Origin of the sequence: Streptomyces xanthophaeus, assembly GCF_000725805.1 — a bacterium.
GTDB lineage: Bacteria > Actinomycetota > Actinomycetes > Streptomycetales > Streptomycetaceae > Streptomyces > Streptomyces xanthophaeus.
Genome location: NZ_JOFT01000014.1, coordinates 246440 through 260348, shown reverse-complemented (window position 1 = coordinate 260348; position 13909 = coordinate 246440). Strand labels below are relative to the sequence as shown.

General features: G+C 70.6%; 13 protein-coding genes. 7 read left to right on the top strand and 6 right to left on the bottom strand.

Annotated elements, in window-relative coordinates:
- Positions 1-14: 14 nt before the first annotated feature.
- From IO30_RS0110030 to IO30_RS0110010, 5 genes are all read left to right on the top strand, one after another.
- Positions 15-2006, top strand: a complete 1992-nt coding sequence (locus IO30_RS0110030) for a copper resistance CopC/CopD family protein (protein ID WP_031141424.1) — start codon at positions 15-17, stop codon at positions 2004-2006.
- Positions 1931-3289: an iron uptake transporter deferrochelatase/peroxidase subunit gene (efeB, locus tag IO30_RS0110025; RefSeq protein ID WP_078904062.1), complete on the top strand. Its 1359-nt coding sequence runs from the start codon at positions 1931-1933 to the stop codon at positions 3287-3289. The genes IO30_RS0110030 and efeB overlap by 76 nt, the downstream gene beginning before the upstream one ends.
- Positions 3290-3331: 42 nt before the next feature.
- Positions 3332-4267, top strand: a complete 936-nt coding sequence (gene pheA / locus IO30_RS0110020; RefSeq protein WP_031141421.1) for a prephenate dehydratase — start codon at positions 3332-3334, stop codon at positions 4265-4267.
- Between the two features lie 528 nt (positions 4268-4795).
- Positions 4796-6073 (top strand): serine--tRNA ligase, encoded by a 1278-nt coding sequence (gene serS, locus IO30_RS0110015; RefSeq protein ID WP_031141420.1) that lies wholly within the window; start codon positions 4796-4798, stop codon positions 6071-6073.
- Complete coding sequence (locus IO30_RS0110010; RefSeq protein WP_031141413.1) at positions 6070-6882, top strand: HAD family hydrolase; 813 nt, start codon at positions 6070-6072, stop codon at positions 6880-6882. The genes serS and IO30_RS0110010 overlap by 4 nt, the downstream gene beginning before the upstream one ends.
- A 148-nt stretch (positions 6883-7030) precedes the next feature.
- Here the strand turns inward: IO30_RS0110010 and IO30_RS0110005 are convergent, their stop codons facing one another.
- A complete protein-coding gene (locus IO30_RS0110005) occupies positions 7031-7621 on the bottom strand; it encodes a hypothetical protein (protein WP_051902092.1) in 591 nt (196 codons plus the stop codon).
- Positions 7622-7785: 164 nt separating this feature from the next.
- Here IO30_RS0110005 and IO30_RS0110000 point away from each other — a divergent pair, with 164 nt between their 5' ends.
- Together IO30_RS0110000 and IO30_RS0109995 are read left to right on the top strand one after the other, a co-directional pair.
- The gene (locus IO30_RS0110000; protein WP_272933195.1) at positions 7786-8769 is read left to right on the top strand and encodes a sensor histidine kinase; all 984 of its coding nucleotides are present in this window, start codon (positions 7786-7788) and stop codon (positions 8767-8769) included.
- Positions 8770-8771: 2 nt separating this feature from the next.
- A complete protein-coding gene (locus IO30_RS0109995; RefSeq protein WP_031141400.1) occupies positions 8772-9440 on the top strand; it encodes a response regulator in 669 nt (222 codons plus the stop codon).
- Between the two features lie 27 nt (positions 9441-9467).
- Here the strand turns inward: IO30_RS0109995 and IO30_RS0109990 are convergent, their stop codons facing one another.
- From IO30_RS0109990 to IO30_RS0109970, 5 genes are all read right to left on the bottom strand, one after another.
- Positions 9468-10130: a rhomboid-like protein gene (locus IO30_RS0109990; RefSeq protein WP_037893579.1), complete on the bottom strand. Its 663-nt coding sequence runs from the start codon at positions 10128-10130 to the stop codon at positions 9468-9470.
- Between the two features lie 95 nt (positions 10131-10225).
- Positions 10226-10945 (bottom strand): ABC transporter permease, encoded by a 720-nt coding sequence (locus IO30_RS0109985; RefSeq protein WP_031141396.1) that lies wholly within the window; start codon positions 10943-10945, stop codon positions 10226-10228.
- Positions 10946-10961: 16 nt separating this feature from the next.
- The gene (locus IO30_RS0109980) at positions 10962-11873 is read right to left on the bottom strand and encodes an ABC transporter ATP-binding protein (protein ID WP_031141394.1); all 912 of its coding nucleotides are present in this window, start codon (positions 11871-11873) and stop codon (positions 10962-10964) included.
- Positions 11870-12757 (bottom strand): ABC transporter permease subunit, encoded by an 888-nt coding sequence (locus tag IO30_RS0109975; protein ID WP_031141392.1) that lies wholly within the window; start codon positions 12755-12757, stop codon positions 11870-11872. Before IO30_RS0109975 ends, IO30_RS0109980 begins: the two co-directional genes overlap by 4 nt.
- Complete coding sequence (locus IO30_RS0109970) at positions 12747-13727, bottom strand: ABC transporter ATP-binding protein (protein ID WP_078904061.1); 981 nt, start codon at positions 13725-13727, stop codon at positions 12747-12749. Before IO30_RS0109970 ends, IO30_RS0109975 begins: the two co-directional genes overlap by 11 nt.
- Positions 13728-13909: the final 182 nt, after the last annotated feature.

Here is a 13909-nt window from a genome sequence, read left to right as displayed (position 1 = left end):
GGGACTGACACGCCATGACGGCCACCGCCCCCGCCCCATCCGCGGCCCGCGTCCGCGCCACGGCACTCCTGCCGCGGCTGGCGCTGGTCCTCGCAGCCCTGCTGGCAGCCCTGTTCACCGCGGCCTCCCCGGCCACGGCACACGCCGCACTCACCGCGAGCGACCCCAAGGACGGGGCGGTGGTCGCCACGGCCCCCTCCCAGGTCACCCTCTCCTTCTCGGAGCAGGTCGCCATGGGCGACGACTCCATCCGCGTCCTGGACCCGCAGGGCCGCCGCGTCGACACCGGTGAGCTGCGCGACATGTGCAGCGGGAACGTCATCCGCTACGGCACCGCTCTGCACTCCGGCCTGCCGAACGGCACGTACACCGTCGCCTGGCAGGCCGTCTCGGCCGACAGCCACCCGATCTCCGGGGCGTTCACCTTCTCCGTCGGCGCGCCCTCGGCCACCAGCGTCACCCTCCCCGCCCAGCAGGCGGGCGGTGGTCCCGTCGGCATCGCGTACGGGATCGCCCGCTACGCCGCCTACGCCGGCTTCACCGTCCTGGTCGGCGGCTCCGCCTTCATCCTGCTGTGCTGGCGGCGGGGCGCGGCGCAGCGCCCGCTGCAGCAGCTCGTCGTGGGTGCCTGGGTCACCCTCACGGCCGCCACCCTCGCGATGCTGGTGCTGCGCACCCCGTACACGGGGTCCGGACGGTTCGCCGACGCCCTCGACCTGGACGGGCTGAAGGCGGTCCTGGAGACCAAGACCGGCGCCTCCCTCGTCTCCCGGCTGCTGCTGCTCGGCGCCGCCGCCCTCTTCATCGCGGTCCTGTTCGGCGCCTACGCGCGGCGTCTGCCGGCTTCCGGTGCGGCGGAGCGGGTCAGGGGAGGCAGCGGGAGCAAGGGCGGCCCGGAGAGCGCCCGGGACCAGAGGGACGAGGACACCAGCGACCTCACCTTCGGCCTGGCCATCGGCGGCTCCGTCGTGTCCGCGGGCATCGCCGCCACCTGGGCCCTGTCCGAGCACGCCTCCACCGGGATCCAGTCCGGCATCGCGATGCCGGTCGACATCCTGCACCTGCTGGCCGTCGCCGCCTGGCTCGGCGGTCTCGCCGCGCTGCTGCTGGCGCTCCACAAGGTCCCCGGGATCGAGCGCTCGGCCGTCCGCCGGTTCTCCACCGTCGCCCTCGTCAGCGTCACCGTGCTCGCCGTGACCGGTGTCTACCAGGCCTGGCGTCAGCTCGGCAGCTGGTCCGCCCTCACCGGTACCGACTACGGGCGGCTCCTGCTCCTCAAGATCGGCCTCGTCGCCGTCCTGCTCGCCATCGCCTACCTGTCGCGGAAGTGGACCGCCAGGCTCGCCGCCGGCGCCACCGCACAGCAGCCGGTGAAGGTGATCGCCCCTCGCGATGTTTCACGTGAAACAGAGCCCGTCACCGTCCCGGCCGACCCCAAACGCGCCGCGCAGCTCGCACGGCAGCGTGCCGCCCGCGAGAACGCCCAGGAGAAGCGGGTACGCAACGCCGATCCGGACCGCGCCGGGCTGCGCCGCTCGGTCCTGGCCGAGGCGGGCGTCGCCGTGGTCCTGCTCGCCGTCACCACGATCCTGACCAGCACCGAGCCGGGCCGGGCCGTGGAGCAGGAGGTGGGCCGGGGCTCCACCGCGACCGCCGTCCCCGACCGCGCGGTCAAGATCACCCTGCCGTTCGACACCGGCGGCCAGAACGGCAAGGGAGAGGTGCGGCTCGAGCTCGACCCGGGCCGGGTGGGCGCCAACACCCTGCACGTGTGGGCCGAGTCCCCGGACGGCAAGCCCCTCGACCTCCCCGAGGTCAAGATCGCCTTCACTCTGCCCGCCAAGGACATCGGTCCCCTGCCGCTCGTCCCCGACCGCGCCGCTGCCGGGCACTGGAGCTCTTCGGGGGTCCAGCTGCCGCTCGCGGGCGAATGGCGGATCGACGTGACCGTCCGCACCTCCGACATCGACCAGACGACCGTCCAGAAGACCGTGAAGATCGGCTGACCAGCGTGACCGAGAGCAACACCGACATCGACATCTCGCGGCGCCGGCTGCTGGGCACCGTCGGCGCCGCGGGCGCCGCGGGGCTCGCGCTCGGGGCCGCCGGAGGCGCCCTGGGGCACTCCGCGTTCACCGGATCCGGGAGCGGCTCCGGCAACGGCTCCGGCGGCAGCGCGTCCGCGCTGGGCGCCGTCCAGGTCTCCTTCCAGGGAGACCACCAGGCCGGCATCACCACACCCCTGCAGGCCAAGGGACACCTGGTCGCCTTCGACCTCGTCCCCGGGGCGGGCCGCACGGAGGCTGCCGCCCTGCTGCGGCGCTGGTCCGAGACGGCCCGCCGGCTGATGGCGGGTGAGACGTCCCCGGACGGGGACACGGGCATCGCGCTCGACGCCGGGCCCTCCTCCCTCACCGTCACCTTCGGCTTCGGCCACTCCTTCTTCGACCGCACCGGCCTCACCGCCCGCCGCCCCGTGGCCCTCGACCCGCTTCCGGCGTTCTCCGCCGACCGGCTCGACGAACGGCGGAGCAACGGCGACCTCTGGGTCCAGATCGGGTCGGACGACGGGCTGGTGGCCTTCCACGCGCTGCGCGCCATCCAGAAGGACGCCGGGGAGGCCGCCCGCGTCCGCTGGCAGATGAACGGCTTCAACCGTTCGCCCGGCGCCACCGCCTCCCCGATGACCGCCCGCAACCTCATGGGCCAGGTCGACGGCACCGGGAACCCGAAGCCCTCGGAGCCCGACTTCGACAAGCGGATCTTCGTCCCCGGAACGGGACCGGGCCCCGCCGAACACGCCTGGATGGCCGGGGGCTCGTACGCGGTCGTCCGCCGGATCCGCATGCTTCTGGACGACTGGGACAAGCAGTCCCTCGCGCAGCAGGAGCAGGTCATCGGCCGCACCAAGGCCACGGGCGCCCCGCTGACCGGTGGCAGCGAGACCACCGAGATGGCGCTCGACAAGTTCGGCCCCGACGGCAAGCCGGTCATCGCGTCCAATGCCCACGCGCGGATCTCCGCACCGGAGCAGAACGGCGGAGCCGCCATGCTCCGGCGCCCCTTCTCCTTCCATGACGGCATCGGCCCCGACGGCGTCCCCGACGCCGGGCTCCTGTTCGTCTGCTGGCAGGCCGATCCGCTGCGCGGATTCGTCCCCGTCCAGCGCAAGCTCGACCGCGGCGACGCCCTGTCGGAATTCATCCGCCACGAGTCCAGCGGTCTGTACGCGGTCCCGCCCGGCCCCCGCAGCGGGGAGTACGTCGGGCAGCGGCTGCTCGATGGGTGAACAGCAACCCGGCAGTGGGTGCCCCGGCATTAGGCTGATCACATGTCGGCCACCCGCTTCACCTATCTCGGCCCCGAGGGCACGTTCACCGAAGCCGCCCTCCGCACGCTGCCGGAAGCCGCTACCCGGGAGCTCGTCCCGATGGTGTCGGTCCCGGCCGCTCTGGATGCGGTGCGCAACGGTGAGGCCGCTGCCGCCCTGGTCCCGATCGAGAACTCGGTGGAGGGCGGTGTCACCGCCACCCTCGACGAGCTGGCCTCCGGCGAGCCGTTGATGATCTACCGCGAGGTGCTGCTGCCCATCGCCTTCGCACTGCTGGTCCGTCCCGGGACCGCCCTGTCGGACGTCAAGACCGTCACCGGGCACCCGGTGGCCCAGCCGCAGGTGCGCAACTGGCTGCGGGCCAACCTTCCCGACGCGGTGTGGGAGTCGGCCGCCTCGAACGCCGATGGCGCCCGGCTGGTCCAGGAGGGCCGCTTCGACGCCGCTTTCGCCGGTGAGTTCGCGGCCACCACCTACGGGCTCGTCCCCCTGATCACGGAGATCCACGACGCGGAGAACGCGGAGACCCGGTTCGTCCTCGTCGGGCGTCCGGCCCGCCCCTCCGCCCCGACCGGTGCCGACAAGACCTCCGTCGTGATCTGGCTCGGTGACGACCACCCGGGTGCGCTGCTGGAACTGCTCCAGGAGTTCGCGGTGCGCGGGGTGAACCTGATGCTGATCCAGTCCCGGCCGACCGGCGAGGGGATCGGCAACTACTGCTTCGCGGTCGACGCCGAGGGCCACGTCTCCGACCGCCGGGTGAGCGAGGCCCTGATGGGCCTCAAGCGCACCTGCCCGCAGATCCGCTTCCTCGGCTCGTACCCGCGGGCCGGTGTCGCTCAGGGTGACGTCCAGGCCGCCCGGCAGGGAACGTCCGACGGCGATTTCACGGCAGCCTCCGACTGGCTGGCGCGCTGCCTCGACGGCCGGTCGTAGGGCTCCGTCCATTGTCCACAGAGTTATCCACAGGCCTGGGGGCCGACCTGGGGACAAGTCGACACGACGGCGCGACAAGGTCGACAAATCGGCCCACTGACCCGGGTTTCGCGCTGGGGAGCGGTAGGTGAACACCGTCACCCACGTATCACCGATCAACTCTTTGGGGCGAGTCATTCCCACCCGAATGAGTGTGTGAGGGTGGTTTGAACCCTGATTGCCTCCGGGCGGCAACCGATCGGGAATGATCTATTCCTGTGTCCACAGAGGTAGCACACAGCCTGTGGATAAGCTGGTGGTAGCGGCAATTCCTGTGGACAAGGAAGGCTTCCCGGCCCTGCTCAGGGCGCGCCCGGCCGACACGCCTGTGCCCCATTTCGGCGAATGGCACCACTTTTATTGACTACCCGAGAACGACCACTTCCGGTCAGTCACCGAGACTTATCCATTAGCCGCAATCGGGACATAGTGACACGCAGCGTGATATCGATGTGATCCCCGGAACCCCAGCCCGGTAGCCTGGGAGGCGTGATTGACCTCCGGCTGCTCCGTGAAGACCCTGACCGTGTCCGCGCCTCGCAGCGCGCCCGTGGAGAGGACGTCGAACTCGTCGACGCACTGCTCTCCGCCGACGAGCGCCGCAGGTCCTCCGGCATGCGCTTCGACGAACTGCGCAACGAGCAGAAGTCGCTCGGCAAGCTCATCCCCAAGGCCTCCCCGGAGGAGCGGGCCGAGCTGCTGAAGAGGGCCGAACAGCTCAAGCAGGACGTCAAGGCCGCCGAGGCCGAGCAGAACGAGGCCGACGAGGCCGCCAAGCAGCTGCTCCTCCAGCTCGGGAACATCGTCCACGAGGACGTCCCGGTCGGCGGCGAGGAGGACTTCGCCGTCCTCGAGACGCACGGCACCATCCGTGACTTCGCCGCCGAGGGCTTCGAGCCCAAGGACCACCTGGAACTCGGTGAATCGCTCGGCGCCATCGACGTCGAGCGCGGCGCCAAGGTGTCGGGCTCGCGCTTCTACTACCTGACCGGTGTGGGCGCACTGCTGGAGCTGGCGCTGGTCAACGCGGCGATCGCGCAGGCCACCGAGGCCGGGTTCATCCCGATGCTGACCCCCGCGCTGGTCCGCCCGCGCGCCATGGAGGGCACCGGCTTCCTCGGCCAGGCCGCGGAGAACGTGTACCACCTGGAGAAGGACGACTACTACCTGGTCGGCACCTCCGAGGTCCCGCTCGCGGCGTACCACATGGACGAGATCATCGACGCCGACAAGCTGCCGCTGCGGTACGCCGGCTTCTCGCCGTGCTTCCGCCGCGAAGCCGGTACGTACGGCAAGGACACCCGGGGAATCTTCCGCGTCCACCAGTTCGACAAGGTCGAGATGTTCTCGTACGTCGCGCCGGAGGAGGCCGAGGCCGAGCACCAGCGGCTGCTGGACTGGGAGAAGCAGTGGCTGACCAGCCTGGAGCTGCCGTTCCAGGTGATCGACGTCGCCACCGGTGACCTCGGTTCGTCCGCCTCGCGCAAGTTCGACTGCGAGGCCTGGATCCCGACCCAGGGCAAGTACCGCGAGCTGACCTCCGCATCGAACTGCAACGGCTTCCAGGCCCGCCGCCTGTCGATCCGTTACCGCGACGGCAAGAAGACCCAGCCGCTGTCCACGCTGAACGGCACCCTGTGCGCGGTTCCCCGCACGATCGTCGCCATCCTGGAGAACCACCAGCAGGCCGACGGCAGGGTCCGGGTGCCCCAGGTGCTGCGTCCGTACCTCGGCGGCCGCGAGTTCCTGGAGCCGATCTCCAAGTGAGCCCGGCCCCGTTCCCGTACAAGCTCGTCGCGACCGATCTCGACGGCACGCTGCTGCGTGGCGACGACACCGTCTCGGAACGCACCCGTGAAGCGCTCCTCGCCGCCACCGCGGCGGGGGCTGCGCACATCATCGTCACCGGCCGGTCCGTGCCCTGGACCCGGCACGTACTCGACGACCTCGGCTACAAGGGGATCGCCGTCTGCGGGCAGGGCGCTCAGGTCTACGACGCGGGCGCGCACCGGCTGCTGACCTCGGTGACCCTGGACCGGCAGCTCGCCGGTCTGGCGCTGTCGAAGATAGAGGCCGAGATCGGTCCGCTGGCCCTGGCCGCCAGCCGCGACGGCCTGGACGGCGAAGTCCTGATAGGGCCCGGCTACAAGACGCAGGAGGGTCTGCCCGCCGTCCATCTGGACGACCTCACGGCGGTGTGGACGGCGCCGCTGAACAAGCTGTACATCCAGCACCCGGGGCTGGACGACGACGCGCTGGTCAAGGTGGCGCGGCAGACCGTGGGCAGTCTGGTCGACATCGTGATGGCGGGTCCCGGCATCGTCGAGATCCTGCCGCTGGGGCTGACCAAGGCCACCGGCCTGTCGCTCGCGGCGCGCCGGCTCGGCGTGAAGGCAGCCGAGACGATCGCCTTCGGGGACATGCCCAACGACATCCCGATGTTCGGCTGGGCCGCGCACGGAGTGGCGATGGCCAATGCCCATGCCGAACTCAAGGCCGTGGCCGACGAGGTGACGACCTCCAACGAGGAGGACGGCATCGCCGTGGTGCTGGAGCGTCTGCTCGGCGCCGCGTAGCGGACACGACGTACGAGAGGTCCGGAGCAGCCCGCGCCAGATGGCGCGCTCGAAGTGGCTGCCCCGGACCTTTTGTTGCTCCCCGCACTGCTCACTCTGCTCCTAGTGCAGTCCCCGTACCAGCGATTTTCCGTGGGTCGGCCGCGCCTCAGCCGTGCATCCGGCGGCGCCGCCAGTAGGCGGCGGTCACCACCGCGAGCAGCGGGCCCCAGAGCACGAGCGGGGCGTAGCAGAGGGTCATGAGCCACCAGCCGGCTCCGGTGGGTGCTCCCGGCGCCGCCATGGAAGTGCTCCAGTGGAAGGCGCTGGGGACGGCGATCAGGGTCAGGGCGACGGCCCCGAGGGCGGCGGGTACGACGGCCGCGAGAGGTGGGATCCGCCGGCCCCGGAGCCCGGGGACCCAGCTCGGGACCACCTCGCCCCAGCGCTGCACGAGACCGAGGGCGAGCAGGCCGAGGCACTCGGCGAAGGCGCTGAGGCCCAGCAGGTAGAAGGACCACCTGCCGGGGAAGAGTTCCGCCTCCAGTCCGCTGCCTGCTCCCCAGCCGACGGGTATGCCCACCGCGATGGCCAGCCTCCACAGGCCGCTGGGCAGGACGGTGAGGGCGGTCGCGTGGGCGGCCCAGCGGACCGGGCGGCTGACGGCCGGGCCGGACCGAGCGCCTGGTGCGGCGGCGGCTCCCGGGGCGGTGGGAGCTGTGGGGGTGGAAGATATGGGGGTGGCGGTGAGTGCGGTCATCGTCCGAAGTCCTTTTCGGCAGGGGGTCGGTGATGTCCCCAGCCTGGTCCGGTGGACGCCGCGGAACCATCCGCCGATCAGCAGGTCTGCTCGGGCGGCGGAAGCGATCCGCCTCTGCCGAACGGCAGATGCCCCGGCGCGGGAGGGGCTCGTAGGGTCGGGTGGTGACCTTGATACCGAGCGCGCTGTACGCCCCTGCCCTGGCCGTCGCGAGCCTGTTGTCCCTGATCGGTTCGGCCGTGCCCGTGCGCAGCTCCTGGACGCTGGCGGGTATGGGGGTACTGCTTCCGCTGCTGGGCCTGGTGGCCCGCTGGTCCCCTGCACGGTCCGGCGGCCTCGCGGGCGCCCTGGGCGTGGCAGCGGTCGCTGTGTGGCCGGTCCCGCTGGTGTGGGAGAACGGTTCGTGGCTGGAGGCGATCGGTGCAGCCGCCTTCTGGTCCTTGCCCGCCTTCGGCTCGGTGGCCGCGGGCGCCTTCCTGCGGCGCCAGGCGGACCGGGTGGGCCGGGCCGTCCGGGACGCCCGCCGCGACCAGCAGCTGGAACTGGCGCGGGACCTGCACGACTTCGTGGCGCACGACGTGAGCGCGATCGTGGTGCAGGCGCAGGCGGCGCGGTTCGTGGCCGCACAGGACCCCGAGCAGGCGGTCCGCGCGCTGGAGCGGATCGAGGCGGCGGGGCTGAGTGCGCTGGAGTCGATGGACCGCACCGTGCACGCGCTCAGGGAGGCGGCGGGGCCGACCGCTCCGGTGCCGGGGCCCGCGCAACTGCCGGACCTGGTGGACCGGTTCGAGGGCGGTGTGCTGGAGGCCGACGCGGAGGCCGTGCGGCACCTGTCTCGCGAGGCGGGCAGCACCGCGTACCGCGTGGCCGTCGAGGCCCTGACGAACGTACGCCGGCATGCGCCCGGGGCGGCCGTGGTGCGCGTCGCCGTACGCCGGGCCGGACCGGGGATAGAGCTCAGCGTGGCCAACTCCGCTGCCCCGGGCCCGATCGGGCGCCTGCCCCGCCTGCGCCGGAGCGGGACCGGTCTGGCAGGCCTGCGCGCACGGGTGGAGGGCGCGGGCGGAACACTGTGGGCCGGGGCGGATGCGGACGGCGGATGGCGGGTTTCCGCGGTCTTCCCGGCGCAGGAGGACCCTCTCAGGTGATCATGGCGGACGTGACCACACGCATCCTGATAGCCGATGACCAAGAAGACATCCGCAGCGGTTTCCGGCTGATCCTCGATTCGCAGCCGGACATGACCGTGGTGGGCGAGGCTGCGGACGGGGAGAGCGCGGTGGCCTTGGCCGGGGAGCTCCGGCCGGACGTGGTGCTCGCGGACATCCGGATGCCGAAGCTGGACGGGCTGGAGGTGACCCGGCTGCTGGCGCCCCGGACGCGTGTGGTGGTGGTGACGACGTTCGACCTGGACGAGTACGTGCACACCGCGCTGCGCAACGGTGCCTGCGGCTTCCTGCTGAAGCGGTCGGGGCCCACGCTGCTGATCGAGGGGGTACGGGCGGCGATGGCCGGGGACACGCTGATCAGCCCGCAGATCACCGTACGGCTGCTCAGTCGTCTCACGGGAGCCGGACCCGACGGCTCGCCCGCGCCCCCGGTGTCCCAGGCCCATCCGCTGACCGGCCGGGAGGTGGACATCGTGCGGCTGGTGGCCCGGGGGCTGACCAATGCCGAGATCGGCGCGGAGCTGTTCATCAGCGCGGGGACCGCGAAGACCCACATCGCGAACGTCCAGGCGAAGCTGGGAGCCCGGAACCGGGTGGGTATCGCCGCGTGGGCGTGGGAGCACGGCATCGCGCAGGCAGCGGGCGACTAGTGCCGGTGGACCTTTCCGGCCACAGCACTAGCTACGTTTCACGTGAAACAGGGGTTGTGTTTCACGTGAAACAACGTTGCGGGTCAACGGCCAGGCGAGCAGGCCGACGGAGAGCGCGATGGCGTGTCCGAGGTCGGTGAAGGTACCGCCGCTGACGAGCGGGAGCCCGAAGAACAGCAGCAGCCCAGCGAGGTAGAACCATTTCCAGGGACCGGGGAGCCGGTAGGTGAGCACCCCTGCGGCGGCCGCGAGTCCGTAGCTGACGCCGATGTCGACCACATGGGTCATGCTGCGCGGAGCCCGGTGGTCCTCGATGGCGTCCAGGAGGACCTTCTGGCTGACGAGGGTGGCGACGACATGGGCGGTCGCGACGATCACGAGCCAGCGCAGGGTGCCGAGCCATCGTTCGACGGGGGCGTGGAACACCTCGAACATGACGGCGTAGAGGGCGAGCGAGGCCGGGTTCTCGATCCAGAAGGCACTGCTGAGCAGTGCCCGCACCGGGTGTTTGACGAGCTCGTGGATGTTGCTGCTGTTCCGGTGGAGCAGGACGTGCTCGACCCGGTCGGGGGCGATCACGACGATGATGCTGGTCACGGCGATGATCAGGAGCCAGATGTGCGTACCGGGCGAGGAGCGTATCCAGGACCGCAGGGGCCTGGACGGCTCCGGCTCGGTGTGCTCGATCATGCCCCGATGATGCCGCGCGAAGCTGTGCCCCGCCTGGCCGGTGGGCCGGGCGGGGCACAGCTTCCTGAAGTGGTGCGGCAGAGCGGGGAGCAGGCCTACTCCTCGCCCGCCAGGGTGAGGCGGCGCAGCCGCTGGCCGGCGTAGACGGTGGCCCCGACGGTGACCGCGCACAGCAGGACCACGGCGGTGGGCAGGCCCACGGTGGCGTCCACGTACCCTTCGCCGGCGATCTTCTCGGCGAGGGTGAGCGCCCACTGCTGGACGCTGAGGGTCTTGGCTCCGGAGACCAGGCTCCCGAAGAGCGACTCCCAGATCAGGGCGTAGACCAGGCCGAAGACGACCGCGTGCCGGCTGACGGTGCCCAGCAGCAGGAACAGAGCGCTGTAGGCGATCGAGGCGACGAGAGCGGCGACGGTGTAGGCAACGGCGATCTGCTGGCCGTTGCCGTTGAGGATGAAGCCGGCGATCAGGGTGGGGATCGCCGAGAAGGCCATGGTGACGGCGATCGCGACGATCAGCTTGGTCATGATGATCGTCGGCCGCTTCACCGGCTTGGAGAGCAGGTAGACGATCGAGCCGTCGTCGATCTCCGGTCCGATGGCTCCGGTGCCTGCGATGACACCGATCAGCGGAACCATGGTGGCGAGGGCGAAGCCCCCGAGGAGGTCGGCTGCCACCTTGTCGTCCACACCCGTGAGGGCGCGTACGGCGATCGAGATGAGGATCAGCAGGGCGGGCAGCAGGAAGAGGATCAGTGCGCGGCGGCGGCCGAGCAGGGCCCGGTAGGTGAGCCGGGCGACGGTGGGGTTGTACATGGTGTGCCAGCTCCTTTCAGGCCGCGACGAGGTAGGAGAAGACCGATTCGAGCGACTCGTCGGAAGGCGAGACCGTCATCAGCCGGATGCCGTGCTCCCGGGCCACACGTGGCAGCAGCTCGGTGAAGCGGCCGAAGTCGACGGCCTGGATGCGCAGGGCGCCTTCCTTCAGGTCGACCTCGATACCGGCGGTGGAGGGGTCGGCGATCAGGGCCGCGGCGAGGGCCCGGTCGTCGGAGGAGCGGACGAGGTAGCGGTGCGGGCGGTCCGTCATCAGGCGGCGGATCTTGCGGAAGTCACCGGAGGCCGCGTGCCGTCCGGCGACCACGACCTCGATGTGCGAGGCGAGCTGCTCGACCTCCTCCAGGATGTGGGAGGAGAACAGGACGGTGCGCCCCGAGTCGCCCATGCGACGCAGCAGGTCCATCAGCTGCATGCGCTGGCGCGGGTCCATGCCGTTGAACGGCTCGTCCAGGAGCAGCACGGACGGGTCGTGGACGAGGGCGGACGCCATCTTCACGCGCTGGCGCATGCCCTTGGAGTAGGTGGAGATCTTGCGGTCCTGGGCGTACTCCATCTCGACGGTGGCCAGGGCCCGCCGGGCGGCCGCTTCGTCGAGGCCGTGGAGTTCCGCGTTGGCGACGACGAACTCCTTACCGGTGAGGAAGTCGTACATGGCCTCGCGCTCGGGCACGACGCCGACCTGCTTGTAGACCTGCTCGTTGCGCCAGATCGGCGTGCCATCGAGGGTGACGGTGCCGGTCGAGGGGGCGAGGAAGCCGCCCATCATGTTGATGAGCGTGGACTTGCCCGCGCCGTTGGGACCCAGCAGACCGGTCACTCCGGGGCCGATGCGCATGGTCACGTCGTTGACGGCGACGACGTTCCCGAACCAGCGGGAGGTGTGGTCGATGTCGATGATGGTCACAGCCCGGCCTTCCGGTAGCGGGCCATCAGGGCGGCGTAGGAGCCGACGATGAGGCCGAGGGCGACGAGCAGGTAGACGAAGCCGATGCCGGCCGAGGGGCCCTCTCCGCCGGGGAAGGCGGAGGTCGCTCCGAGGAAGGCCGTCTGGAAGCCGTCGATCAGGGTGATCGGGGAGAACAGCCCCATCCAGTCGATGGCCCCGGCGTTCCCGGTGCTGTAAGCGATGCCCTGGACGGCGGTCACCGCACCGTAGGGGATCAGAAGCACGGCGATGATGGCGGCGACACCGAACCCGCGGCGCGGGGTGAGCGCGGCCATGACCAGCCCGAGGCCGGCGAAGAGCAGCGACAGAAGCAGTACCGACACCAGTCCCTGCCCGAATCCCTTGGTCTGGTCACCGAAGTCGAACTTCGCCAGCAGCGCACCGATCCACATGATCAGCAGCGGGGTGGCGGTGAGGATGAACAGGGCCGAGGCCATGGCCGCGTACTTGGCCACGACGTAGTCGACGCGTTCCACGGGCCGCGAGAAGTAGAGCGGCACGGTCTTGAAGCGCAGGTCACGGGAGACCGACTGGGGTGCCTGCGACGCGAGGTAGAGGCCGATGATCACCTGGGTGGTCAGGGCGTACGTCGTGTACTTGATCGGCAGCTCGGTGGAGCCGGGGACCGCGATGGCGACGGCGACGATGATCAGTGCGGGGACGCACATCACCGCGAACAGGAGCATCGGCAGCACCTTGGACTTGGCCGAGCGGCCGAGTCCGTAGGCCCCGCGCAGGGACTGCGAGAACAGCGACTTCCGGGCGTACGCGCGGCCGAGCCGGGCCCCGTCGTAGGACCGGTAGCCGATGTTGTGGATCTGGGTCGAGGTGTCAGGCGCCATCGGAACCGGCTCCCTTCTGCTGGACGGTCGGGTCGTTGTCGCGGAAGACCTCCGCGATGTGGTGGCGGCGCTGCTCCATGCGGACCAGACCGATGCCCAGGTCCGCGACGGTGTCGCGGACGATGTCGTACGTCTGCTCGCCGGTGGCCTCGACGAGGAGGATGTGGCCCGCTCCGGGCAGGCCCTGCTCCCCGGCCGTGAGGAAGGTGACGCCGGCCTCGGCGAGCGCCTTGCGCAGGGCGGCGGCGCCGTCCGGATGGGCGTCCGAGTCGGTGACCTCGACCGCGAGGGTGGTGGTGATCTGGGTGAAGTCGCTGGTGGAGCTCGAACGCAGCAGCTTGCCGCCGTCGACGACCACGACGTGGTCGCAGGTGCGCTCCAGCTCTCCGAGGAGGTGCGAGGTGACCAGGACGGAGATGCCGAAGTCGGTGTAGACCCGTCGGATCAGACCGAGCATTTCGTCACGGCCGACCGGGTCGAGCCCGTTGGTGGGCTCGTCGAGGAGCACCAGCTGGGGGTCGTGCACGAGCGCCTGAGCGAGTTTGACGCGCTGCTTCATGCCCGTGGAGTAGCCGCCGATGGGCCGGTAGCGCTCCTCGTACAGCCCCACGTGACGCAGGGTGTCGGCGGTGCGCTCGCGGGCGGCGGTCGGCGGGAGCCCGGACATGCGTGCCATGTGGACGACGAACTCGGTGGCCGAGACGTCGGGTGGCAGGCAGTCGTGCTCGGGCATGTAGCCGACGCGTTCGCGGATGGCGTTGCCGTGTGTGGCGACGTCGAGGCCGAGAACGGCGGCGCTGCCCTCAGTGGCGGGGGACAGTCCCAGCAGAATTTTGATCAGCGTGGACTTGCCGGCTCCATTGGCACCCACGAGGCCGGTCACACCAGGCCCGATGTCCAGGGAGAGCCGGTCGAGGGCGGTCACTCGGGGGTACCGCTTGCTCAGGCTTTCGGTCGCGATGACAGTCACGAGCTCGACGTTAGTGGCGCGGTCGGCCGGAAACGTCAGACCTGGAGCTGGATCCTCTCTCAGCCTTCCGGCGTACGGACCCGTACTGGAGGCTGATGTGGCCCGGACAAGTTTGTCCACAGGTGCGTGCACGGGCCTTGACGTGATCTCCGGTCATTGTCACATTCATCAGTGTCAACTTA

What these genes read in the sequence shown, in the direction of transcription:
- IO30_RS0109985 (WP_031141396.1), bottom strand. Translation starts at nt 10,945, where the DNA reads ATGTACAACCCCACCGTCGCCCGGCTCACCTACCGGGCCCTGCTCGGC.
- IO30_RS0110005 (WP_051902092.1), bottom strand. Translation starts at nt 7,621, where the DNA reads ATGACCGCACTCACCGCCACCCCCATATCTTCCACCCCCACAGCTCCC.
- IO30_RS0109990 (WP_037893579.1), bottom strand. Translation starts at nt 10,130, where the DNA reads ATGATCGAGCACACCGAGCCGGAGCCGTCCAGGCCCCTGCGGTCCTGG.
- IO30_RS0110030 (WP_031141424.1), top strand. Translation starts at nt 15, where the DNA reads ATGACGGCCACCGCCCCCGCCCCATCCGCGGCCCGCGTCCGCGCCACG.
- pheA (WP_031141421.1), top strand. Translation starts at nt 3,332, where the DNA reads ATGTCGGCCACCCGCTTCACCTATCTCGGCCCCGAGGGCACGTTCACC.
- efeB (WP_078904062.1), top strand. Translation starts at nt 1,931, where the DNA reads ATGGCGGATCGACGTGACCGTCCGCACCTCCGACATCGACCAGACGAC.
- IO30_RS0109995 (WP_031141400.1), top strand. Translation starts at nt 8,772, where the DNA reads ATGGCGGACGTGACCACACGCATCCTGATAGCCGATGACCAAGAAGAC.
- IO30_RS0109975 (WP_031141392.1), bottom strand. Translation starts at nt 12,757, where the DNA reads ATGGCGCCTGACACCTCGACCCAGATCCACAACATCGGCTACCGGTCC.